The 22,997-nt window shown below is 65.6% G+C and carries 25 protein-coding genes; 10 read left to right on the top strand and 15 right to left on the bottom strand.

Going from position 1 to position 22,997, the window contains the following annotated elements; translation table 11 throughout:
• The first annotated feature begins 66 nt into the window (after positions 1-66).
• Complete coding sequence (locus AB4Y35_RS01070) at positions 67-978, top strand: MurR/RpiR family transcriptional regulator (protein ID WP_028202741.1); 912 nt, start codon at positions 67-69, stop codon at positions 976-978.
• A gap of 11 nt (positions 979-989) precedes the next feature.
• Here the strand turns inward: AB4Y35_RS01070 and AB4Y35_RS01065 are convergent, their stop codons facing one another.
• Genes AB4Y35_RS01065 through AB4Y35_RS01055 form a run of 3 tightly spaced genes read right to left on the bottom strand, consistent with a single transcriptional unit; the run spans position 990 to position 4,214 of the window.
• A complete protein-coding gene (locus AB4Y35_RS01065; protein WP_368703013.1) occupies positions 990-2,441 on the bottom strand; it encodes a cytochrome P450 in 1,452 nt (483 codons plus the stop codon).
• Between the two features lie 49 nt (positions 2,442-2,490).
• Positions 2,491-3,354 (bottom strand): IclR family transcriptional regulator, encoded by an 864-nt coding sequence (locus tag AB4Y35_RS01060; RefSeq protein ID WP_368703012.1) that lies wholly within the window; start codon positions 3,352-3,354, stop codon positions 2,491-2,493.
• Positions 3,342-4,214, bottom strand: a complete 873-nt coding sequence (locus tag AB4Y35_RS01055; protein ID WP_368703011.1) for an IclR family transcriptional regulator — start codon at positions 4,212-4,214, stop codon at positions 3,342-3,344. Before AB4Y35_RS01055 ends, AB4Y35_RS01060 begins: the two co-directional genes overlap by 13 nt.
• A gap of 274 nt (positions 4,215-4,488) precedes the next feature.
• On the opposite strand from AB4Y35_RS01055, the gene AB4Y35_RS01050 reads away from it, so the two are divergent.
• From AB4Y35_RS01050 to AB4Y35_RS01025, 6 genes are all read left to right on the top strand, one after another.
• Positions 4,489-5,448 (top strand): MBL fold metallo-hydrolase, encoded by a 960-nt coding sequence (locus AB4Y35_RS01050; protein ID WP_254320125.1) that lies wholly within the window; start codon positions 4,489-4,491, stop codon positions 5,446-5,448.
• A 39-nt stretch (positions 5,449-5,487) separates the two neighbouring features.
• Complete coding sequence (locus tag AB4Y35_RS01045; protein WP_368703010.1) at positions 5,488-7,200, top strand: FAD-dependent oxidoreductase; 1,713 nt, start codon at positions 5,488-5,490, stop codon at positions 7,198-7,200.
• Between the two features lie 18 nt (positions 7,201-7,218).
• Positions 7,219-7,449, top strand: coding sequence for a DUF2783 domain-containing protein (locus AB4Y35_RS01040; RefSeq protein ID WP_254333091.1), 231 nt, complete (start codon positions 7,219-7,221; stop codon positions 7,447-7,449).
• A gap of 317 nt (positions 7,450-7,766) precedes the next feature.
• Positions 7,767-8,990 (top strand): Crp/Fnr family transcriptional regulator, encoded by a 1,224-nt coding sequence (locus AB4Y35_RS01035; RefSeq protein WP_368703009.1) that lies wholly within the window; start codon positions 7,767-7,769, stop codon positions 8,988-8,990.
• A 14-nt stretch (positions 8,991-9,004) separates the two neighbouring features.
• A complete protein-coding gene (locus AB4Y35_RS01030) occupies positions 9,005-9,808 on the top strand; it encodes a flagellar motor protein (RefSeq protein WP_368703008.1) in 804 nt (267 codons plus the stop codon).
• A 6-nt stretch (positions 9,809-9,814) separates the two neighbouring features.
• The gene (locus AB4Y35_RS01025; protein ID WP_368703007.1) at positions 9,815-10,477 is read left to right on the top strand and encodes a flagellar motor protein MotB; all 663 of its coding nucleotides are present in this window, start codon (positions 9,815-9,817) and stop codon (positions 10,475-10,477) included.
• A 39-nt stretch (positions 10,478-10,516) separates the two neighbouring features.
• Here AB4Y35_RS01025 and AB4Y35_RS01020 read toward each other — a convergent pair whose 3' ends face one another.
• Positions 10,517-10,999 (bottom strand): Lrp/AsnC family transcriptional regulator, encoded by a 483-nt coding sequence (locus AB4Y35_RS01020; protein ID WP_028202732.1) that lies wholly within the window; start codon positions 10,997-10,999, stop codon positions 10,517-10,519.
• A 390-nt stretch (positions 11,000-11,389) separates the two neighbouring features.
• Here AB4Y35_RS01020 and AB4Y35_RS01015 point away from each other — a divergent pair, with 390 nt between their 5' ends.
• Complete coding sequence (locus AB4Y35_RS01015) at positions 11,390-12,016, top strand: LysE family translocator (RefSeq protein WP_368703006.1); 627 nt, start codon at positions 11,390-11,392, stop codon at positions 12,014-12,016.
• A 76-nt stretch (positions 12,017-12,092) separates the two neighbouring features.
• Here AB4Y35_RS01015 and AB4Y35_RS01010 read toward each other — a convergent pair whose 3' ends face one another.
• Positions 12,093-13,190 (bottom strand): DUF2242 domain-containing protein, encoded by a 1,098-nt coding sequence (locus AB4Y35_RS01010; RefSeq protein WP_368703005.1) that lies wholly within the window; start codon positions 13,188-13,190, stop codon positions 12,093-12,095.
• A 385-nt stretch (positions 13,191-13,575) separates the two neighbouring features.
• Positions 13,576-14,733 carry a branched-chain amino acid ABC transporter substrate-binding protein gene (locus tag AB4Y35_RS01005; protein ID WP_368703004.1) on the bottom strand — a complete coding sequence of 386 codons (1,158 nt, stop codon included), beginning with the start codon at positions 14,731-14,733 and terminating at the stop codon, positions 13,576-13,578.
• Positions 14,734-15,118: 385 nt separating this feature from the next.
• On the opposite strand from AB4Y35_RS01005, the gene AB4Y35_RS01000 reads away from it, so the two are divergent.
• The gene (locus tag AB4Y35_RS01000) at positions 15,119-15,790 is read left to right on the top strand and encodes a GntR family transcriptional regulator (RefSeq protein ID WP_342919077.1); all 672 of its coding nucleotides are present in this window, start codon (positions 15,119-15,121) and stop codon (positions 15,788-15,790) included.
• Positions 15,791-15,888: 98 nt separating this feature from the next.
• Here AB4Y35_RS01000 and AB4Y35_RS00995 read toward each other — a convergent pair whose 3' ends face one another.
• Together AB4Y35_RS00995 and AB4Y35_RS00990 are read right to left on the bottom strand one after the other, a co-directional pair.
• On the bottom strand, positions 15,889-17,244 hold the full coding sequence (locus AB4Y35_RS00995; RefSeq protein ID WP_368703003.1) for an APC family permease: 1,356 nt from the start codon (positions 17,242-17,244) through the stop codon (positions 15,889-15,891).
• Between the two features lie 132 nt (positions 17,245-17,376).
• On the bottom strand, positions 17,377-18,207 hold the full coding sequence (locus tag AB4Y35_RS00990; protein ID WP_368703002.1) for a carbon-nitrogen hydrolase family protein: 831 nt from the start codon (positions 18,205-18,207) through the stop codon (positions 17,377-17,379).
• A 130-nt stretch (positions 18,208-18,337) separates the two neighbouring features.
• On the opposite strand from AB4Y35_RS00990, the gene AB4Y35_RS00985 reads away from it, so the two are divergent.
• Positions 18,338-19,192: a response regulator transcription factor gene (locus tag AB4Y35_RS00985; protein ID WP_368703001.1), complete on the top strand. Its 855-nt coding sequence runs from the start codon at positions 18,338-18,340 to the stop codon at positions 19,190-19,192.
• Positions 19,193-19,218: 26 nt separating this feature from the next.
• On the opposite strand, the gene AB4Y35_RS00980 is transcribed toward AB4Y35_RS00985, so the two are convergent.
• From AB4Y35_RS00980 to AB4Y35_RS00950, 7 genes are all read right to left on the bottom strand, one after another.
• On the bottom strand, positions 19,219-19,635 hold the full coding sequence (locus tag AB4Y35_RS00980) for a rubredoxin (RefSeq protein WP_368703000.1): 417 nt from the start codon (positions 19,633-19,635) through the stop codon (positions 19,219-19,221).
• Positions 19,636-19,675: 40 nt separating this feature from the next.
• Positions 19,676-19,804 (bottom strand): hypothetical protein, encoded by a 129-nt coding sequence (locus tag AB4Y35_RS00975; RefSeq protein WP_368702999.1) that lies wholly within the window; start codon positions 19,802-19,804, stop codon positions 19,676-19,678.
• 266 nt (positions 19,805-20,070) lie between these two features.
• The gene (locus AB4Y35_RS00970; RefSeq protein ID WP_342919072.1) at positions 20,071-20,628 is read right to left on the bottom strand and encodes an FUSC family protein; all 558 of its coding nucleotides are present in this window, start codon (positions 20,626-20,628) and stop codon (positions 20,071-20,073) included.
• A gap of 58 nt (positions 20,629-20,686) precedes the next feature.
• Complete coding sequence (locus AB4Y35_RS00965) at positions 20,687-21,364, bottom strand: GntR family transcriptional regulator (protein WP_368702998.1); 678 nt, start codon at positions 21,362-21,364, stop codon at positions 20,687-20,689.
• Positions 21,361-21,504, bottom strand: coding sequence for a hypothetical protein (locus tag AB4Y35_RS00960; protein ID WP_368703875.1), 144 nt, complete (start codon positions 21,502-21,504; stop codon positions 21,361-21,363). Before AB4Y35_RS00960 ends, AB4Y35_RS00965 begins: the two co-directional genes overlap by 4 nt.
• A gap of 135 nt (positions 21,505-21,639) precedes the next feature.
• Positions 21,640-22,053: a DoxX family protein gene (locus AB4Y35_RS00955; RefSeq protein ID WP_042268447.1), complete on the bottom strand. Its 414-nt coding sequence runs from the start codon at positions 22,051-22,053 to the stop codon at positions 21,640-21,642.
• A 132-nt stretch (positions 22,054-22,185) separates the two neighbouring features.
• Positions 22,186-22,911 carry a pirin family protein gene (locus AB4Y35_RS00950; RefSeq protein WP_342919069.1) on the bottom strand — a complete coding sequence of 242 codons (726 nt, stop codon included), beginning with the start codon at positions 22,909-22,911 and terminating at the stop codon, positions 22,186-22,188.
• Positions 22,912-22,997: the final 86 nt, after the last annotated feature.

Here is a 22,997-nt window from a genome sequence, read left to right as displayed (position 1 = left end):
CGCATCGAAACTGGATAGCGGGCCCTCATGTGAGCAGACCCTAGTATCTTCCACGGGAAAAACAGCTTGCCGGTCTCCAACCTGATCCATCACATCCGCAATGTCGCGGAGTCGCTGCGTCCCGCCGAGCGCAAGGTCGCGGAGATGGTGCTTGCCGACATCGACTTCGCCATGCGCGCGAGCATCACCGAACTCGCGTTGCGCGCGGACGTGTCCGAGCCCTCCGTCACGCGCTTTTGCCGCGCGGTGGGCGCGCACGGCCTGCGCGACTTCAAGATGCGGCTCGCGCAGAGCGCGGCAGGCAACGTGCCCTTCGCGCTCGCCACGGAGATGACGGGCGGCGAGGCAAGTGGCGCCGGGTGGGCCGGCGAGGTCGGCACCCTGCTCGACAAGGTGACGGAGTCGGTCGTGCAGGGCGTGACCCATGCGCGCGCTTCGCTCGATACGGCGGTGTTCGAGGCCGCCGTCGCGGCGCTTTCCAGCGCGCGGCGCGTGTATTTTTTCGGCGTGGGCGCGGGTTCGGGGCTCGTTGCGCAAGACGCGGCGCTGCGCCTGCTGCGGCTCGACATCGCCGCGAGCGCGTTCACCGATGCACATCTGCAGCGCCTTTACGCGGCGCTGCTCGAACCGGGCGACGTGGCGTTCGCGATCTCGCAGTCGGGGCGCAGCGTGGAGGTGAACGAGAGCATACAGATCGCCAAGGAGCGCGGCGCGACGACCATCGCGCTCACGAGTGCGGGCTCGCGTCTCGCGTGGGTGGTGGATATTCCGCTTTTGCTGCGCGTGCCCGCCGCGAGCGATGCGCACGCGCCCGCCGTGGTGCGCATCGCGCATCTCGCGGTGCTCGATGCGCTCGCGCTGGGCGTGTCGCTCGGCCTCGGGCCCAAGGCGCTTGCCAAGATGCGCGATGCGCAGGCGCGCAGCGACGGCGCGCCCGACGATGCTTCCACGGTCGGCACGCCCGAGGACGGGCGTTGACGCATTGACGCTCAGGCAGCCGCAGTGCGCTCGCGCGGCTTGAGTTTCACCGGCATCGTATCCGGCACCATCGTAAACGCCTGCACTTCTTGAATCTTCGCGGGATCGATCGCCAGTTCGATCGTGAACGACTGCATCAGCATCGAGAGCGCGAGGCGCATTTCCACCGTCGCGAGATGGCGGCCAGGACACACGCGCGGCCCGGCGCCGAACTGCAGATAAGCGCGCACGTCATGGGCTTTTCCGTCATCGGCTTCGCGTTCGCCGCGCTTCATCCAGCGCCACGGATCGTAACGCTGCGGATCGGCGAAATGCTTCGCGTCGAGCATGGCGGGACGCGCGACGAAGAACATGCGCGTGCCCTTGGGCAACGCCACGTTGTCCACCACCACGTCTTCCAGCGGCTCGAACGAATGCACGGACGCCACCGGGCGCAGACGCGTGGCTTCGATGCAGATCGCCTCGAAAATATCGAGGTCCTTCAACGTGGCGTAGTCGGGGCAGACCGTCGAATTGCCGAGCACGCGTGAAGCTTCGTCGCCGAGATGCTGCTGCAAGGCCGGATCCGCGGCGAGGTAGGGCAGCGTCCACGCGATGGAGTCGGCGGTCGTGTCTTCGCCCGCGATCAGGAGCGTGAGCACGTTCGCGCGGATCTGCGCGTCGCTGATGGTCGTCTCGCCGCCCGGCGCCTGCTGCTGCGCGAGCATCGCTTCGAGCAGATTGCGCGGCGCATCCGACGGCTCGTCGCGCATGCGCTCGCGGGCGCGCGCCATCATCGCGTTGACGTAGCGGTGCACTTCCTCGAGCGAGCGCTCGAGCTTGCGGTCCGCCGGCAGCTTGACATATCGCCAGTACGGAAAGAGCGCGTTGGTGCGCCTCATCACGCCCGGCAGGATGCGCTCCAGGTGCTCCTGAATCACGCCGTGATCGCGCTCCAGCGTGCGCGGATCTTCGCCGAACGCGAGCGCGCTCGTCACGTCCACCGTGTAGCGCTTGAGGTCGTCGGTCATCTCGACGGTTTCGCCGCGCTCGGCCGCGCGTTGCCAGCGGGTGTGAAGACGCTGCGTGATATCGGCCAGCGTGGGGTAGAACGCCTTGATGTTGGGGATCGAGAGCGCCTGCATCACGAGCTTGCGCTGCGGTTCCCACGCAACGCCTTCTGCCGAGAAAAGGCCGTTGAAGCCCATCTCCTCGAACACCGCTTCGATCGGCTGATAGCGGCGGAAGCGATGCGGACGCTCGCGCATGATCTGCTGGATCAGCTCGGTATCGGTCCAGATCGTGATGGGGATGCCGCCCACCTGGAAGCGGTAGGGCGCGCCGAGTTCGGCGGCCCATTGTTCGAGGATCAGATGCAGACGCGGCGGCGAAAGCTGCAGCAGATTGCCGACGAGCGGCAGGCCGCGCGGGCAGGGCAAATCGGCGATCTGGCGCAATGCTTGTCCGGTGGATGCCGTGCTCATGGGGTGGTTCTCATCACGTGGTCGTTTTTATATCGCGTGCTAAAGGCGCTCATAGCGGCGCGGCCGCCGCGCCTTCCATGTAACCGAAGCGCCGCGAGAGGCGTTCCGCGGCGGCGATCAGCAGTTGCGCCGCCGTGCCTTCGCGCGCGATGTCGAGGCTGCCCGAAGGCCCCATCACCGCGAGCACGAGGCATACGCTGCCGGTGTGGTCGAACACGGGCGCGGTCACGGTGCTGATGCCGGGAATGGGTTTGTCGAGCGCCGTGTCCACGCCTTCGGCGCGAATGGCGGCGAGCCGCGCGAGGTAGGCGGGCGTGGCGCCCTCGCGCGGCTTCGCGCCCGCGAGCCGCAGTTCGTCCTGGGCAAGAAGGGCTGCGCGCACATCGTCGTCGACCCATGCGGCGAACACGCGACCGATCGACGTGTTGACGAGTGACATCACCGTGCCGGGGCGCAGGCTCACGTGCAGCGGCAGCGCCGATTCTTCGAGACGCACGACGGTCGGGCCGAGCGGCCCCGGCACCGCGAGCGCGACGCTCATCGCGGTGGCGGCGGCGAGGCCCACTAGCTCGGCATCGGCTTCACGAACCGGCGAAAGACGCGCAAGGCCGATCAGGCCGAGTTCGAGACTGAGCGGTCCCGCTTCGTAGCGGCCCGCCGCGTCGCGTGCGAGCAGGCCGATCTTCTGCAGGCTCACGAGGTGCGGGAAGGCCTTGGCGGGCGCCATGCCCGCGGCGGCGGCGAGGTCGCGCAACGGCAAGGGCGTGCCCGCCGCGACGAGCGCGGCCAGCAGCTCGCCCGTGACATCGAGCGACTGGATGCCGCGTTGCGGCTTGTCGGCTTCGGGCGCGACGCTGGCCGCGGCGTCTTCGATCGCTTCATCGCGCGGAGGCTTGGCGCTTACTCGGGGCATGTCGGTGTCGATGAAAAAGCGGCGGCGGTGATTTCAGCAGCGGCGTCGCGCAGCGCGCGCACGACCGCGCCGTTGTCGCGCACGTCGATCACTCCGCTCGCGCCGATGGCGGTGAGCGTGAGGCCCGGTTCGCGTCCAGGGCCGAGCACGGGCACGCATACGCTGCTCACGCCGGGGCTGGGCGCGTCGATGGCGAGTTCGTAGCCGCGCGCGCGGATGGCGTCGAGCGAGGCGAGGAAGGCGGCATCGGGCGCGCTTTCCTGGGGCGCGCCCGCGGCACTGGCCACGTGGCTGGTGCCGCGCCACACCGGCTGCGCGGTTTGCGTGGCCCATGCGGCTTCGAGCGCCTCGGGCCCGAGGAACGCGCAGAACACGCGGCCCGTGGCCGTGGCGCGCAGCGACATCACCGTGCCGACATGCAGGTTCACGTGTAGCGGCAGGCTCGCGTGCTCGTAGCGCACGATAGTCGGCCCCTGCGGCCCGGCAATGCATAGCGCGACGCTGCAGTTGAGCGCCTGCGCGAGTGCGGCGGCGCGCGGCACGGCCTCGCGCAGCGCGGGTTGCTGCGCGAGATGCAGCAAGCCGAGGCGCAGCGCGAGCGGACCGGGTTCATAGCGCCCCGAAAGCGCGTCGCGCTTGATGAGCCCGAGGCGCGTCAGGCTCACGAGATAGGCGTGCGCCTGGCTCGACGGAATGTCGCCGCTCGCCGCGAGATCGCTGGCGCCCAGCGGCGCGCGCGCGTCGGCGAGGGCGCGCAGCAGGCGTCCGCCTACCTCCACGCTCTGGATGCCGCGCTGCGTGCGGGCCGCCGTCGCGCTGCTTTCCGGCGCGGACGCGGCGCTTTCATTGCGACGTCTCATTGCGCTTTTCTCTGGCTGAAAAAGGGTCCATGTTAACTGAACGGCGGCAGCTGTACGGACTGCAGCGTGCTTTGGTCAGAAATTAACGTATAACGATGTAATTCGCTATTGACAAATAAAAACGGGAAGACCATCATGGCCTCACCCCGGCACAACAGCGGTCCATTTCAATTTCAAACGGGGCGAGACAACCAGGGCTGGCGCCCAACGCGCCCGGCCCGTGCGCGCTTCGCCCCGCCCCGGCTTCAAGAGCCCCTCGATACGGAGACTCAACATGGCAAAGGCGTTCGCATCCCAGGCCGACCTCGAAGAAAAGAAGGTCACCTTCACGCAGCTCTCGGAAAACGCATACGCGTACACCACGGAAGGCGACCCCAACTCGGGCGTCATCATCGGCGACGACGGCGTGCTGATCGTCGACACCACGGCCACGCCCGCCATGGCGCAGGACCTCATTGCGAAGATCCGCACGGTCACCGACAAGCCCATCAAATACGTCGTGCTCTCGCACTATCACGCGGTGCGCGTGCTGGGCGCTTCGGCGTACTTCAAGGAAGGCGCACAGCAGATCATCGCGAGCCGCGGCACGTATGAAATGATCGTCGAGCGCGGCGAAGCCGACATGAAGTCGGAAATCGAGCGCTTCCCGCGTCTGTTCGCGGGCGTCGAAACGGTGCCGGGCCTCACGTGGCCCACGCTCGTGTTCGAGAAGGAAATCACGCTGTTCCTCGGCAAGCTCGAAGTGAAGATCGCGCACCTCGGTTCGGGTCACACGAAGGGCGACACGGTGGTGTGGCTGCCGCAGCAGAAGGTGCTGTTCTCGGGCGACCTCGTCGAATACGACGCTGCGTGCTATTGCGGCGACGCCCAGCTCGCCGACTGGCCCGCCACGCTAGAAGCGCTGCGCTCGCTGGGCGCCGAAAAGCTCGTGCCGGGCCGCGGCCCCGCGCTGCTCAACCCCGCGGAAGTCAACAAGGGTCTCGACTACACGAAAGATTTCGTGACTACGCTGCTCGCGCAAGGCCGCGCCGCCGTGGCGCAGAAGCTCGACCTGAAGGGCGCGATGTCGCTCACGCGCGAGGCGATGGACCCGAAGTTCGGCCACGTGTTCATCTACGAGCACTGCCTGCCGTTCGACGTGACGCGCGCGTATGACGAGGCGAGCGGCATTACGCATCCGCGCATCTGGACGGCGCAGCGCGACAAGGAGATGTGGGACGCGCTGCAGGATTGAAGTGCTGCTTGACAGGCTGGAGACGGTGGAGACAAAACGATGATCGACTATCAGACGCTGACCTTCGACTACGCGCGATGCAGCGAACAAACTCCGGACGCCGCCGCGTGCGTGCGTCCGGTCGTGGTGGTCGGCGCGGGGCCGGTGGGCCTCGCGACGGCCATCGACGTCGCGCGGCAAGGCGTGCCGGTGGTGCTCGTGGACGACGACTGCACGCTTTCCACGGGCTCGCGCGCCATCTGCTTTTCCAAGCGCTCGCTCGATATCTTCGACCGCCTCGGCTGCGGCGACCGCATGGTCGAAAAGGGCGTGAGCTGGAACGTGGGCAAGGTGTTTCGCAAGGACGAACTCGTCTACACGTTCAACCTGCTGCCCGAAAGCGGCCATCATCGGCCCGCCTTCGTGAATCTTCAGCAGTACTACGTGGAAGGCTACCTGCTCGAATGTGCGCAGGCATTGCCCAACCTCGAAATCCGCTGGAAAAACAAGGTGACGGGCGTCGCGCAGCACGGCACGCCGGGCGCCGCCGATGCGCATGTCGCGCTCGAAATCGAAACGCCCGATGGCCCGTACACGCTGCTCGCGCGCTACGTGGTGGCCGCCGACGGCTCGCGCAGCCCGCTGCGCAAGCTGCTCGGCCTCGACAGCCACGGCCGCACCTTCAAGGACCGCTTCCTCATCGCCGACGTGAAGATGGAAGCCGACTTTCCTACCGAACGCTGGTTCTGGTTCGATCCGCCGTTCCATCCGAACCAGTCGGTGCTGCTGCATCGCCAGCCCGACAACGTCTGGCGCATCGACTTCCAGCTCGGCTGGGACGCCGACCCGGTGCTCGAAAAAACGCCCGAGCGCGTGATTCCGCGTGTGCGCGCGCTGCTCGGGCCCGACGTGAAGTTCGAGCTGGAGTGGGTGAGCATCTACACGTTCTCGTGCCTGCGCATGGACAGCTTCCGCCAGGGCAATGTGCTGTTCGCGGGCGACTCGGCGCATCTGGTCTCGCCGTTCGGCGCGCGCGGCGCGAATAGCGGGTTCCAGGACGGCGAGAACCTCGCATGGAAGCTCGCGATGGTGCTGGAGAACCATGCGCCCGACGCGCTGCTCGATACCTACGCGAGCGAGCGCGAATACGCCGCCGACGAAAACATCCGCAACTCCACGCGCTCGACCGACTTCATCACGCCCAAGAGCGCGGTGAGCCGCGTGTTCCGCGACGCCGTGCTCACGCTTGCCCGCGAGCATGCCTTTGCGCGGCAACTGGTGAACAGCGGCCGGCTTTCCGTGCCGGCGGTGCTGCGCGAATCGACCTTGAACACGCCCGACGAAGAGACGTTCGACGGCCAGATGGAGCCGGGCGCTTCGTGTGCAGACGCGCCGGTGCAAAACGCAGCGGGTGACGAGAGCTGGCTGCTCGCGCATCTGGGCGACCAGTTCGCGGGCCTCGTGTTCAGCCGCGCGGGCTCGGCGTTCGATACCGCGACGCTCGACACGCTGCAGGCGCTCTCGCGTTCTGCGGTGCCGCTCAAGTTCGTCGTGATGCTCGAAGGCGATGCGGCTGTGCCGGCGGGTCTGCCCGCATCGACGGTGGTGTTGCGCGACGTGCAAGGGCTGGCGGCGCAGCGCTACGGCGCGCAGGACGGCGCGTTCTATCTGATTCGTCCGGACCAGCACGTGAGCGCACGCTGGCGGCGCGCCGATGCGGCGCGCGTGGAGAGCGCGCTCAAGCGGGCGCTGTGCGTGCAAGGCACGGCATAGAGGAGCGAGGAGACAACCATGCTGAACACCCAACCGAACCTGGCAAGACCGGACGACTTTTACGAAGCGCTGATCGACATGCATCGCGATCTCGACGAGGCGCAGAGTCAATCGGCCAATGCGCAGCTGATCCTGCTGCTCGCGAACCACATCGGCGAGCACGAAACGCTGATGCAAGCGCTTCGCTTCGCGCGCGCAGGCGTGAGTGCGCCAGCGAGCAACGGTGCGACGGGAAAACTTGCGGCGTGAAAGACTGAAAGAGACTGATAGTGTTAATGAATGCGGCCAGTGCAAACTGGCCGCATTCATTTTCCCGCACGCAATTCATCGCCATTTACAGCACTTCTCGCGCAAGCAATCGTTTGCGTTCGCAAAGCGCGCATGACACCTCGGCGCATAGACTCGCGACAAGGGCTTTCGGCATGCTTTCCACGCGGGCCAACTATGCAAGCTGATTCAAGAACGTCCTGGAAAACGCCGTAAACGCGGCTCATAGCACTCACTTCGCAAACGCATAAGATAGTCAGACAAATGCGGGCGATGGAATCGTTTTCCGGGGATAGAACTTGAATCGCAGTCAAACATGGTCGCGTACGGCGGCGCCGGGCGAGATCATTTATTCGGAAGGCTTTGCAGGCGAACGATTGATCTTCGTGATCGCCGACGGCAAGGTCGAAATCTCCACGCGCTGCGACGACAAGAAAGTCGTGATGGCCACGCTCGGACGCGGCGAATTTTTCGGCGAGACCGCGCTGCTCGGCGCGGAACCGCGACCGAACACGGCGAAAGCGCTCAGCTTTTGCCAACTGACCGTCGTGCCCGCGAGCCTCATCGAAGAGGAACTCGAACGCGTCACGCCGATGCTGCGCCATGTGGTGCGCACGCTCACGCGGCGCGTCAAGGCGAAGGACGATCTGCTCGCCACCTACACCCATGCCGACTTCATGCCGGGCGTGCTGTCGTACGCGCATGTGCTCGCGCTGATCGCAGGCGCGAGCGATCGCGCCGAAGGCGGCGATACCTGGTCGCGACACGGCGCGAGCGGCGCCGAAGTGAGCGTGCCGCTCGCCGACGTCGTGCAGAAATGCCGTGCGGTGGCCGGCCATTCGCGTCCGCATGTGATGGCCATGCTCCGGCGCATGGAAAAGCTCAATCTCGTCGCGATGCAAAGCGGGCAGGCCACGCACCTCGCCAACAACGCGGCAGCGGCAGAAGGCGCGTTGGGCCGCCAGGTGGTGACGTTCGACCCTGTGCGCATCGTGGAGCGCGCCACGCAGGTCGCGGACAGCGATCTCGATGTGTCGATCAACAGCGAACTCGAACTGATCGAACTGGGCGATCTCGAAGCGCTGATCGGCGTGGAGCGCAAGGTCATTCTCAACAAGCTCTCGCACGCTGAAATCGCCGACGAGGTCTTCGCGTTCCGCAAGTCGAAGGTGCTCAACTTCGTCGAGCAAAAGGGCGTGGCGTATTTCTCGAAGCGCACGGGCCGAGGCTCGGGCGAACTCAAGTCGCTCGACGATCTGTTGTTCGTCGATCAACGTACGCTGTTCGAAGCCGTGAGCGCGCTCGATACCTACGATCTCGCGAAACTGCTCGCTTCGATCGAGGATCCGGCCGTATCCGAGCGCCTGCTCTCCGTGATGGCGGACGCACGCAAGAACGAAGTGTCGTGGGTCATGCGCCGCGACATCAAGATCGATCCTGTGGAAGTCGAAGATATCGAGCAGCGCCTGCTTGCAGCGGTGCGTGCACTCAAGACGCCTGGCGGACGCCAGGCGGATCGCTGAGTTGGGAGACGCGCATGGATCTGCTTACCCTGATTGGTATCGCCATTGGCGCGCTCGCCGTAGTCGCGGGCTTCTCGCTCGAAGGCGGCCATTTCGTCACGCTGCTTCAGCCTGAGGCGCTGGCCATCGTGCTGGGCGGCACGCTCGGCGCCGTGATGATCCAGAACACGTGGGCGCGTTTCTTCGATGCCATCAAGCAATTGCGCATGGCCTTCGTGAAGGCGCCGCGCGTCGATGAAGCGAGCCTCGCCGCCGTGCTGGAATGGGGCGATCAAGCCAAGCTCAATGGTCTGCTCGCGTTCGAGTCGATGGATCTGCAGGGCATTCATCCGTTCGCTCGGCGCGGGCTCGAACTGCTTGCGAGCGGTGTGTCGACCGCCGTGCTCGAAGATGCGCTCCAGCGCGAACTCGAAGCCTCCGGGCGCAAGCACATGGCGGCGGCGCGCGTGTGGCAGCAGGCGGGCGGCTATGCGCCCACGTTCGGCATTCTCGGCTCGGTGCTCGGCCTGATTCAGGTCACGGGGCATCTGATCGAGCCTGCCGAACTTGGGCCCGGCATTGCCGTGGCCTTCATCGCCACGCTTTATGGCCTGGCTTTCGCGAACCTGGTTTTTCTGCCGCTGTATGGCAAGATGCGCGCGCATATCGAAAGCGAACTGCGCCTGCGCAAGCTCTATCTCGACGGCCTGCTCGCCATTTCGCGCAAGGAGTCGCCCCATACGATCGCCACGCGCCTCGCTGGCGAGGTGGGCGGCAAGCGCGGCGGTTTTCAGGGCGAAGCGAACGTATGGGCGCTGGACACGACGCGCGCGAGCTGACCGCCCATGCTTTCCGATAAAGATTTGCCGCTCACGGCACAATTCGATCACGACGAGGACGAGGGCGGCGAATCGAGTTCCGGCCGCTGGCTCATCTCCTACGCGGACCTGATCACGACGCTGATGGTGCTGTTCCTCGCGCTCTACGCGATGCAGCTGGCGAAGCATAAGGAATCCGAAATACGATCGGCAGCGCAATCTACGAACACGACGGCAGCGGCCGTGAAAATGCCCGCCGTCGATCAGGCATTGCTCGCCGCGCTCGAAACGTTGCGCCAGCGCGGCGAGATCACGATCGTGCCGGCGGCGCGCGGCGTGGAGATCGGCATCAACGCGAAGATCCTGTTCAACGCGGGCGATGCCACGCTGCTGCCCGATTCGCTTGGCGTGCTGGGCCGTATCGCCGAGGTGCTGCGCGCGGCGCCGGCGGGCAATATCCTCGTGGAAGGGCACACCGACAGCACGCCGATCGCGAACGCGAAATTCGCGTCGAACTGGGAGCTCTCTTCGGCGCGCGCGGGCGCGGTGGTGCGCTTTCTGGTCGAGCGCGGCATCGAGCCTCACCGGCTCGCCGCGATTGGCCGCGCCGACAACTTCCCGCTCGTGGCAGGCAACGACCCCGCGAGCCGCGCGCTGAACCGGCGCGTGACGCTGATCGTGCAGCGCTGACGCTCACGCCCTTCGCGTGGTCGCCAAGGCAAACGCGCGTCACACCTGCATGGACGGCACATCCTTCATGCAGCGCAAGGCGAACATCGACCGGCTGTGGCGAATGCTCGAGATGCGATAGAGCTTCTCGCGCAGGAAGCGCTCGTAGCCGGCGGTGCCATCCACCGCCACCTTGATCCAGTAGTCGTACTCGCCGGAGACGAGATAGGCCTCCAGTACTTCGGGCAGCGCCGCGAGTTCGGCGCCGAAGCGCGCGAGCGCGTCGTCTTCGTGGCGGTCGAGCGTCACTTCCAGAATCACGATGTCGGCGTAGCCCAGCTTTTGCTGGTTTACGAGCGCGACATAGCCGTCGATATAGCCATCGGCTTCGAGCTGGCGGGTGCGATTCCAGCACGCGGTGGTGGACATGCCCACCTGCTCGGCCAGTTCGGCGTTGGAAAGTCGGGCGTTCTTTTGCAGGGCGCTGAGGATCTTGCGGTCCTGGTTGTCGAGCGCTTTGGGCGGGCGTTCACGGGGGCTCATGGCGAAAAAGAATCTTGTACAGGTAGATGCAATTCTAGCGGAAGAAGATTCTGTCTATTGGCCGTTTTTGCCTGAAAACCGGAAGCCTATCCACGCAATTCCCCGGTATATTTTCCACATGCCTTCTTGCCTGGCACGACCCACGCGGCCACCTCCCCGCTGTGGGGAGCGCCGCCGCAGCCACGAGCCGCGGTGGTCCGTCAGGGCCGTTTCCGTTGCACCCTGCGGCGGCTACCGGGCGTTGCGCGCGTTCACCACGCAGGCAGCAGTGTCCGGTCAGGCAGATGGCATTTGAAAACCGCGCTTTCGCGCGGTTTTTTGTTGCCCGTTTTTAATACCCCGCGACCCCGAGCGCCGTTCGTCACCCCGTCTTCGCCAGCACGCCCCGCAATGTCGATCCAGTTGTATCTCTCTTTTCTCGCCGCCGCGCTCGTCCTTGTCTACACGCCCGGTCCCGTCAACGTGCTCACCATGAGCCAGGCGCTGCACGCCGGCTGGCGCCGCGCGCTGCCCTGCGTCTGGGGCGGCACGCTCGCGGTGCTGCTCCAGCTCGCGCTGACAGCGCTGTGCCTCAATTCGCTGCTGCTCATTAGTGAGCATTCACTTACGTTGTTGCGTTGGCTGGGCGCGGCCTATCTGGTCTGGCTGGGGTGCAAGCAGTGGCGCAGCCGCTCTTTGACGGGCACGGATGCGCCTGCCGATGCCGACGATGCCTGCCGTCGCGATTTGTTCTGGCGCGGATTCGCGACCTCCGGGCTCAATCCGAAGACCTTGCTGTTCTTCCCGTCGTTTTTCCCGCAGTTCATGAGCGCCGATGCGCCCTGGAGCGCCAACCGTCAGTATTGGCTGCTGGCGGCGACGTTCGCGCTGCTGTTTGCGGGCGGCGTGGCTTCGATGGCGCTGTTTTCGCACCGGCTGCGCCACGTGCTGCAGCGGCCGAGGCGCATGCGCGCCGTGAACCGCCTGATGGGCAGCCTGCTCGTGGGAATGGGCGCGATGATGGCCGGCTTGCGCTGAGCGCGCAGGCGGCGGATGGCTCGCGCGAGGGGGCGCGAGCGGGCTGGCGTGACGCCGGTTCGGCGCGCGGCGGCGCTTAAGGCGAGGGAGTCAATGCGGCCGGCGCTGCCGTCGGGGTGGCGGCGGCAGCTGACGGCGTTGCCGATTCCGCTGCCACGCTCTGGGTGCCGGAGGCCGATGCGAGCGTTTGTGCCGCCGCTACGCTAGCCGACGCCGCCACGGCCGCAGACGCCGCCGCGGGCATCGCCGCATTGTGAGTGGTCACACTCGTCGCGAGCCCCGCAGCCTGCGGGTTTGCCGCAACCGGCGCCGGCACGCCCATGATCGCCGCCGCGGCTGCAGCGCCGTGGTCGACCGGTGCGGATGCGCCCGGAGCAGAAGCGGCGGGGGCGGGTGCCGCCGTGGCAGGCGCCGGCGCTGGCGCGGGCGCAGCCGGTGGCGCCGTCACGACCGGCGCGGCCGGCAGCGTGCTGCCATGCAACACCGCCGCACCCGTCGCCGCAGCCGCCGCAGCGGCGGCCGGCGCGGCCGACCCCACCGTAGTCGCGGCGGGCGCGGCGCTTGCCGTGACCGGCTCGATCGGCGGCGGCAACGGCGAAATCTTGATCGCGCCGGCACCCGGCACAGGCTCGCTGCGCGCCGAAGCGCTCAAGTACCGCCCGACCAGATCGAAGAAGCGCGAATAAAACGGGCCAGACTGGATCGTCTCGCTCGAAATCTTCACCATTTCGTCGCTGTTCGAGCGGATCGGCAGCGAAACCGACCCCAGAATCGAGAGCCCGACGCTCGCCGAGGTATCGCTCTTCTTGAGCGCGTAGCCGTTCTGCACGGCGTTCACGTACACCATGCTCGTATTGCTCGCATCGCCCGGCGTGCAGACCACGTGCACCTCCACGACGATGTGCTGATCCATCGTCGGCTGGAAGTTCTTCGTGGCGTCGACGGTGTCGTTGCGCGTCATTGTCGTCATGTAGCCCTGGCTCAGCAGCGCGCGGCGCGACGACTCGCAGGCGTCGGTGCTCGCGTAGCTGAAGCTGCGCGAGAACTGGCTCGGCGCGGTGCTCAGTAGCTGATCTTCCTGAAACTTGGGCTTGGGCGATGAGCACGCGCCGAGCGCAGCGGCCAGCGTCACCGTGGTTACGGCGAGGGCGGCGCTGCGAAGCGGGACGGGCAAACGAGGGACAACTTTCGAAAAACGGGACATGTTCGGGGCAAACAGGGCAGCAATGCGGCATTGCATCGGACGGCATGCATTGTAGTTCGGTTCCGCTGCGCGCGACCGAACGCTCGTTTTTTCGAGGCATTTCGAAAGCCGGACGAAGGCGTCCCGAAGCTTACATTCCACATGACGAAAAAAACGGGCCTCCGCCCAACGCGAAAGCCCGTGTCAACCCGGCGCCCGGGACAGCGAGCGGAGAAGAGCACTCGCTGGCGTGCGCCGCAGCCGGGTACCGCCGGCTGTTCCTGTGCGCAATGCGCTAAATCGTCGGGCCACACTCGCCGCCGCGCCCGCAACGCGGCGTCAGTGTGGGCTCACTTCATCGGTTCGTTCCGTCGACTTACTTCGTGCCGACCGTCGTGAGCGGCTGCCACTTGCCGTTCACGACCTTGTAGACCGTCACGCCGCCGTATTTGAGGTCGCCGTACTGGTCGTAGGCCAGCTCGTTCGTGGTCACGCCCTTCATGTTGGTGGTCTTGAGCGAAGCGAGGTAGATGTGCGGATCGGTCGAGTTCGCCTTCCTCATGGCGGCAAACACGGCGCGCGTGCCGTCGTACGCGTACGGCGAGTACAGTTCGACCGGCTTGTTGAAGCGCTTGGTGTAGCGCTCGACGTAGCGCTTGCCGCCCGGCATCTGGTCGAGCGGGCTGCCGCCCGACGAAGCGAGCGCGCCATCGGCCGCCGGACCGGCGATCTTGATGAGTTCGTCCGAGTGCATCATGTCGGGGCCGATCAGCGTGGCCTTGATCGCGAGCGACTTCATTTGCTTGAGCATCGGCGCGGCCTGAGTGTCGGCGCCGCCGTAGAAGATCGCGTCGGCGTCGGCCGACTTGATGTGCGTGAGGATCGAGCGGAAGTCCACGGCCTTGTCGTTGGTGAACTCCTGCGCGACCACCGTGCCGCCCGCTGCCTTCACGGCCTTGGCGAACTCTTCGGCCACGCCTTGACCATAGGCCGTGCGATCGTCGATCACGGCGAAGCGCTTGAACTTCAGGTCCTTCACGACGTACTCGCCGAGCACGCTGCCTTGCTGTGCGTCGGACGTGACGAGGCGGAACGTGGTGGGCAGCCCCTGGCGCGTATAGGTGGGCGCGGTGGCCGTCGCGATCTCGGGAATGCCGGCCTTCGCGTAGATCGGCGAGGCGGGAATGCTGGTGCCCGAGTTGAAGTGGCCGATCACGGCCGCAACGCCGTCGTCCACGAGCTTTTGCGCGACGGTCGTGCCGGTGCGCGGGTCGGCCTGGTCGTCGTAGGCGTCGAGCACGAAGTGCACGGGCTTGCCGCCGATGGTCGGGTTGGTGGCGTTCTCGTCGTCGATCGCCATTTGCACGCCGCTGCGGAAGTCCGCGCCGTAGTGAGCCTGGCCGCCCGTGAGCGGGGCGGCGAAGCCGATCTTGACGTCGGTGGCCTGGGCGAGCGCGCCGGCGCTCCACAGGGCCGCGACGGCGGCAAGCACAACGGGCGCGCGCAGGCGCAGATGGGGTTTGCTTGGGTTCATTCTGGTTCTCTCCTCAGCGGTCTACGTTTTTCATGGGCGCAGCCGGGCCCGCACCGCGTTCGGAGCGCGCGGCGTGCCTTTTTGCGCAGGGGTGAAGCAAAAGGAACCGGCCGCCAGATGGCGGTTTGCCGGGCGAAACCGTTGCGCACGCAACAGCCCCGGGACGGCCCGGTGGATACGCTAAAATTGCTTGGTTTTCAGATGCTTACAGAAACCTATACAGTCTCCAGAGAAGGACACGGCACAGTGGGAATGGCTGGCGGATCCGTACTGCCAGCATAAATATCCAGAAGCGACTGGATTGTATCCAATTCTGGCAGGCAAAAATATTGACGACAACACTTTTTCGTCGGACGGCGTTCGTCCGCCCGACGCCCACGAGCTCATGACGACAGTGCAGGCCAAGGAAGACCAGCGATCGCTGCCTCAAACGATCCGCGACCAGCTGCGCGACGAGATCCTGCGCGGCGTGCTGCCGCCCGGTGCGCAGTTGCGCCAGGAGAGCCTCGCGGAGCGCTTCGGCGCGAGCCGCATTCCCGTGCGCGAGGCGCTGCGCCAGCTCGAGGCCGAAGGGCTCGTGAGCTACCAGCTCAATCGCGGCGCGGTGGTGATCGCCATGTCAACGCAGGAGATCTGCGAGCTGCTCGACATTCGCGCGGCGCTTGAGACCTATGCGGCGAAGCTCGCGGTGCCGAACATGGTGGCGGGCGACATCGACGTGATGAAGCGCATTCTCGCGGCGTACGACGCCGCGTCGTCACCCGCGGAGTGGGCCGAATGCAACCGCCAGTTCCATCTGGCGCTGTGCGCGCCCGCGAATAACTCGCGGCTGCGCAAGATGATCGAGGAGTACTGCCTGAGCACGACGAATCGATATCCGCATCTGCGCATGTCGCTCGATACGGAAAAGAACGAGGTGCAAAGCGATCACTATGCGATCGTCGATGCCTGCAAGCGGCGCGACGTGGATGAAGTGGTGGCGCTGATCGAGCGGCATATTCTCGACACCAGGCGCGAAGTGATGGCCGCGGCGCGGCTGGCTGGTCTGGACAGCTAAGCGTTTCTTTTCGCTGCGCAGAATGGAAAAACGGCGAGCACCCCGTGAGGGACGCTCGCCGTTTTCATTGCAGCAGACTTACGTGTGGAGCGCTGCGCTTACACCGCCATCTCCGGCGGCGCCTGGCGGAAGCACCGCGTGATCCAGCCGAGGTACACGAGGCCGAGTACGAACCAGACCACGCCGAGCACGATGGCGGTCTTTTCGAGGCTGCACAGCAGCCAGATGTCGGTCACGGCGCCGATCAGCGGGAACACCACGCCGCCGAGCAACCCGAAGCCACGCGTGCCTGCAGCGCCGCTGAAGTACTGGCGGATCACGCACAGGTTCACCGAAGTGAACGCGAGGAACGCGCCGAAGTTGATGAACGAGGTGGAGGTGGCCACGTCGAGTTTCAGCGCGATCAGACCGACGACACCGGCGATGGCGATGTTGATCGCAGGCGTGCGAAAGCGCGGGTGGATGTAGCCGAAGATCGACTTCGGCAGCACCTCATCGCGGCCCATCGCATAGAGCAGACGCCCCACGCTGGCCTGCGCGGAGATGCCCGAGGCGAACTGCGCGAGGATCAGGCCCGCGAGGAAAATCGTCACGAAGATATCGCCGCCCACCTTGCGTGCGATTTCGAACGCGGCCGAATCGGGGTCCTTGAATACGGCGCCCGGATGCGCGAGCTGCAGCGTGTACGCGGCGATCACGAAGATCGCGCCGCCCACCAGCGCGATCAGCACGATGGCGCGCGGAATGGTCTTTTCGGGCTCGATGGTTTCCTCGGTGAGCGTGGAAACGGCGTCGAAGCCGAGGTACGAATACGCGGCGATCGCGGCGCCCGCCATCGTGGCCGAGAGCGGCACGTGCGGCTGGAAGAACGGCTGCGCCGTGATCAGGCCGCCCGGGCCCGCGGCCGCGGAGGCGTAGTGCAAGCACAGGACTACGAACATGGCCGCGATGCCGAGCTGCACGATCATCAGCACGATGTTGAAACGCGCCGCGAGTTCGATGCCGATGACGTTCAGCGCACTCGTGAGCACGATGAACGCGACGATCCAGATCCAGGTGGGCACGCTCGGGAACGCCGCGCCAAGATACGCCGCGCCGATCAGCCAGATCACCATCGGCAGGAAGAAGTAATCGAGCAGCGTGGCCCAGCCGATCATGAAGCCCAGGTGCGAATTGAAGCTTTTGCGCGTGTACGTGTAGGCCGAACCCGCGACCGGGAAAAGGCGCGCGAGCTTGCCGTAGCTAAGCGCCGTGAAGACGATTGCGACGAGCGCGATGAGATACGCGAGGGCGGCGGTGTCCTGGCTCGCGCCGGCGAGCACGCCGTAGGTGCCGTAGACGATCAGCGGCGCCATATAGGCGAGGCCGAACAGGAGCACGGACGGCAGGCCGAGTGTGCGCTTCAGGTGAGGTTCTTGAGTGCCGCGTTCATGCGACGGCGAGGCAGGCTTCATGATGCAGTTGTCTCCTGGGTGCTGCGGTTCTGGCAGGCATGGGCGAGCCTGGCGAGCCGCGCATGGCGGCTTGCCGGATCGCTGGTTGCCGGGCTTGTTACCGGGTTTTGCTGCTTGACGCTGCTAAGGCCATTAGCGCGTGCGCGGCCGGATACTGAGCGAGCGACGACCTTGCGCGTCGTTCTCGTCCGCGAGATTGAGTGCAATGCGTGCGTCGTGCAGATAGCTGTAGTGTTCGCGGCTTTGCGCGAGCAGCGTGCGATCCACCTTCGCGTGCAGCACCGCGTCTTCGTTCTTCAACTCGCAGAGCACGTCGCCGAACGGGCTCACGAGCGCCGTTTCGCCGGGGAACGTGAGGTTGTCGTCGCCGTCGCCGGTGCGGTTCACGAGCGCGGCGAACATCTGGTTCTCCATGGCGCGCGCAACGATCGCGCGGCGATGCACGGGGCCGAACGGATCCATGTTGCCGTTCGTGACGACGAGCATTTCCGCGCCGAGCGAGGCCACGGCGCGCGCCGTTTCGGGAAACTCGATGTCGTAGCAGATCAGGAGACCCACGGTCGTGCCCTTGTATTCGCACACCTCGAAGCGGTCGCCGGGCGTGAACACGCCCACGTCCGTGGCCCACAGATGCGTCTTGCGGTAACGCAGCGCGATGTCGCCGTGTTCGTCGATCAGGACGGTCGTGTTGTAGAAGCGGTCGCCGTCGCGCTCGGCGAGGCCGACCGCCACGCCGATGTTGGCAGCGCGCGCGGCGTCACGGACTTTGCTCAAAGACGGACCTTCGAGCGATTCGGCCACATCGCGCACGTTTTCGCGGGTGGGAAAGCCCGTGAGCGTGGCTTCGGGGAAGACGATGAGATCGCTGCCTGCGCGGCGTTTGGCCGTAGCGTCGAGTACGCGGGCGAGGTTGGGAGCGACTGCGCCGTCCACGACCGGGATCTGCGCGAGTTCGAGTTGCATGCCTGTCTCCTTCCTTATGTATTACGTAAAGCACCGCGTGGGCGTCTGGAGCGGCTATTATCTCCACGTTATTTTTGTCGAGAAATTACCCTGCAGGGGTACCCTGATCGGAGGACCCATGGAGCCCCTCATGGAACTGGACTGGCGGGACCGCGCGTTCCATCACCATATCGCGACGCTGATCGACGCCCTCGACGGCCCCGACTTCTGGACCCGCATGACGCGTGTGGTCGAGCGCTTCGTCGCGTTCGACAACTGGGTTGCGCTCGTCTTCCGGCGCGACCGCGCGCCGCTCGTGTGCGCCGAGTCGCCCATGCCCGACGGCACCGTGGATCTGTTGTTCCGCGCGTATCTGGAGGGGATGTACCTGCTCGATCCGTTCTATCTGAACGCGAGCGAAAAGCCGCGCGCGGGGCTCGTCACGCTCGCCGAAGTCGCGCCCGACAACTTCAGCATGACGGACTATTACCAGCGCTACTTCAAGAGCAACATCATCGGCGACGAAGTGCAGTTCAACGTGCCGCTCGACGAAGCGCGCACGCTGATTTTCTCGCTAGGCGCAAAGCACCATTACACGGAGCGCGATATTGCGCTGTTCGCGATGTTCGCGCCGTGGGTGGTCGCGCTCATGAAGCAGCGGCTTGCGTATGAGACGTTTGCCGAAGGTGTTGCCGAGGCGGTCGCGTCGGATGTGGCCGAAGCCGACAGCGCGGCGCAGCAGGGGCAGTTGAGCGAGGCGGGCTTCGCCAGCCGCATCGAGGCGGTCACGCAGCAAAGCGGACGCGTGGCGCTCACCGCGCGCGAGATCGAAGTGGTGCGTTTGAGCCTGAGCGGCTTTTCCACGCGTGCGATTGCGGAGCGGCTCGAAATTTCGTTCGAGACCGTGCGTGCGCACAAGAAGCATATTTACGCGAAGCTCGGCGTGAGTTCGCAGTCGGAGTTGTTTGCGCTCTTCTACGAGCCACTCGGGCGCGTGGGCGCATGAGCGCCGCGCGCCTTTGACGGCGCGCGTCAGAACTCGACGAGCGCGAAGTCTTCCTTGCCCACGTCGCAGAGCGGGCAGCGCCAGTCGTCGGGCACGTCGGCCCAGCGGGTGCCGGGAGCGAGGCCGTCGTCGGGGGCGCCTGCGGCTTCGTCGTACACCCAGCCGCAGATCACGCAGACCCATTGCTTGAGGCCGTCGTCGGCGCTGGCCGCAGCCGTCGAGGCGCTTGCCGATGCCTCGGGCGCGGCGCCTTCGGGCGGGGTGTCGAGCGCGACGACGAGCGGCGCTGCGGTGCTCTCGCGGTCAGCGAGCTTGCTTTGCAGCGTGGCAAGCAGCGCGGCGGCTTCGTCGGCGGTGAGGTCGATCCAGTACGGGTCGCCTGCGCCGTCATTCAGGCGTTCAGGAGAGAACTGGATTTCGAGGGCGACGCCTTTCTTGTACATGAGCGAAAACGGTTGGCTTGATGCCCCTGACGCGCCGCACTTACAGGAAGTAGCGGAACAGCAGCGAGGCCGCGATGCCGAAAGCGCCGATCAGCGCGAGCATTTGCAGGAGCGAGATGGACTTGCCGGACTTGGCGTTCGAAGCGGCGGGACGGGGGGTGGTGTTCATAGGGTGATCTTGCGGCGGCGTGGGTTGCGGTCTCGATTGCGCCCCGAAAAACCGCCATCATCGGCATGACGGCGGCAGAGCGCGGCGGGGGAGTTTCGCACGATTTCGCGTCGACGGGGGCATTTGCGGGGCGACTGTGCGCACGCGCCGCAGATTTCGCCCCCGGCAACCTGCGCCGCACAGCGGCATCGATTATCGCCGCTAATCCGGGCCGGATTCCTGAGCGCGCGGAGATGGTTTATTTCGCAGGCGTTGAGAGAAGCGGCTCACAACTGCAGCCAGCGCCGTTCGACATACGAGAACAGCCAGCTGACCGGCACCGCGCAGGCCATGCCGATGGCGACTTGCGCCACGCGAAAGAGCGCGACGTCCCACACCGGCCCGTTCATGGGCACGAGCAGCACGATGGTGGTGGTGATCGCGCCCAGTCGCGCGGCGGTGCTCACGCTCAGGCACCAGCAGCCGATGATCACCACGCTCACGGCGACGAGGTAGGCCGCGAGATTTTCCGGGCCGAACGCCGCCGTTGCGAGCCCCACCGCGCCGCCCGCAATCGCGCCGATGAACTGGTCGCGCGACTGCGCGAGCGTATCGGCGTAGTCGTGCTGGGTCACGGCAATCGCCGTGATCGCGGCCCAGAACGCCTGTTCGGTGTGGAGCGCGCGGCCGATGCTGTACGCGAGACCCGCTGCGCAGACGGCGCGCAGCGCCATGAGCGTGCCTTGCGCGGCGCGGCTCCTGAGCGGCAGGCGCTTGAGCGCGCCCAGCGCCGATTGCTGGAGCGAAGTGAGATAGGCGTAGAGGTTGTCTTGTGGGTCGTGCATTGCGCGTGATCGGTCGTAAGAAAAAACGTGAGGCCAGGCGGGCGCGCTGCCAAGCATATCAAGCCGTGTTTACCGTGTGCGGATCGTCGGGCAGGCAATGCATGCGCAACGGCTTTGCCGCGTGGCGCAAGTCGCGCTCGACGGCGCGCCGCGCGCCTTGCGCGTCGCGGCGCTTGAGCCGGCGCATGAGGCCTTCGTGCGCATCGTTGAGCGTGCGCGTGAAGTCGGCGTCGTCGAACAGCAGGTTCGAGATCGGGCCCACCTGGAGCCACACCGTTTCGATCAGATCCACGAGCAGCGCCGATCCGCTCGCGCGATAGAGCACGAGGTGGAACGCTTCGTTGGCGTCGAGATAGCGCGTGCGCTTGTTCTGCGCGAGCGCCTCGGCCATCTGCGCGCACAGCGCGTCGAGCTGCGCGATTTCGCTGGCGGTGAGGCGCGTGGCGGCGAGAAACGCCGCTTCGCCTTCGAGCATCACGCGCATGTTGAGCACGTCGTCGAACTGCGCGCGCGTGAGTTGTGGCACGACCACGCCGCGGTTGGGCAGGTTCACGAGTGCGGACTCGCCTGCGAGGCGCACGAGCGCCGCGCGCACCGGCATCTCGCCCACGCCCAGTTGTTCCGCGAGCGCGTGGATGCGCAGACGCTCGCCCGGCACGAAGCGCCCGAGGCTCAGCCAGCGGCGCAGCGTGGCGTAAGTCTCGTCCTGCAGCGATTGATGTGCGCGTGTCTTCATCGTGTGCTGAGTTCGCTCAGTTCATTCGCGCAGGCATCGAAGGCGGCAAGCAGGCCGTCGACGTCGGCCCCGGTCGTTTCCGGGCACACGAGCATCATGTTGTGGAACGGCGTGATGAGCACGCCTTGACGAGCTTGCACGCGTGTCTCCTTGAGATTTGATCAAATCTTCGCACGGCCAATTCGAGTAGCAAATTTGATCAAATTCTCACGCATACAAAAAAGGCGCGATGCCATCCAGCATCGCGCCTTTCCGCAGTCAAACAAAACCGTGCGTTACTTCCTGTCGATCGAGATCGCTCCCGGACCCGTCACTGCGAGTGCGAGCAGGCCGCCGGCGATGCTGATGTTCTTGTAGAAGTTGATCATGTTCGCCATTTGATCGGCGCCGGTCATGGTCCAGAAGTGATGGCCGATGAAGGCGGTCGCAACGGTATAGATCGCGAGCAGCACGGCGAGGGGCCGCGTGTAGAAGCCCACGAGCAGCAGGATGCCGACCGCGAACTCCATGATCACGGCGATGACGGCCGACAGCATCGGCACGGGCGCGCCCACGTGCGCCATGTAGTCGACGGTGCCCGAAAAGCCGGTGATCTTGGACCAGCCGAACAGGATGAACAGGGAAGTCAGCAGAATGCGCGAGACCAGCAGCACGACGTCGTTGCCCGGCCCGAACAGGTTGTATCGCATGTTTTTCTCCGAAGAAGTTTTAAGCAGTTCACTACGTATCAGTTCGCGCTTCGCCGGGCGGCGGCCCGCTCTCAGTGAGCGGACCGCCGCGCGCCGGTCTGCGCCAGCATAACCTCAGGCGCGACGCGCAGGTTAAGACCAAAGCTCCGACACTTCGATATTACGCAGATCGAACACCAGGACCTCTGCATCGTGTCCGTCGCTGAAGCTCAACTCGCGCTCGGAGCGGATGCGCGCGCCGTCGCCTTCGCCCAGTTCCACGCCGTTCAGCTTCACGCTGCCGCGCGCCACGTGAACGTAGGCGTAGCGGTCGGCGCCCACTTCGACCTTCGCCGTTTCCGCGCCGTCGAGGCGGCCGGCATACACGCGTGTATCCTGGCGCAGCAGCAGCGAGTCTTCGGCGCCGTCCGGCGAGAGAATCAGGCGGAACTTGCCGCGCTTTTCCTCATCGGCGATGTTCTTCTGCTGGTAGCGCGGTTGCGCGCCCTTCACGTTCGGCGCAATCCAGATCTGCAGGAAGTGCACCCCTTCGTCGGCCGAGTGGTTGAACTCGCTGTGCGCGACACCGGTGCCGGCGCTCATCAGCTGCACGTCGCCGGGAACGATCACCGAGCCCGTGCCCATCGAATCCTTGTGCTCCAGCGCGCCTTCCAGCACGTACGAGAAGATTTCCATGTCGCGGTGCGGGTGCTTGCCAAAGCCGCGCGCCGGGGCCACGCGGTCGTCGTTGATCACGAGCAGGTCCGAGAAGCCCACTTGCTTCGGATCGTAGTAGTTGGCAAACGAAAACGTGTGACGCGAGCTGAGCCAGCCATGTTCACCGCGGCCGCGTTGGTCTGCCTTGCGAAGTTCGATCATTTTCGTCTCTCTGTGTGAATCGTTTCGATTCGGTTGACGGGTTGCGATGGAAGAATTTTAGGTCAATCAAATCGACTTGAATCGCC

The organism is Paraburkholderia sp. EG286A (assembly GCF_040965375.1).
In the GTDB taxonomy this organism is placed as follows: Bacteria; Pseudomonadota; Gammaproteobacteria; order Burkholderiales; family Burkholderiaceae; genus Paraburkholderia.
This window is presented reverse-complemented; position numbering and strand designations above follow the sequence as displayed.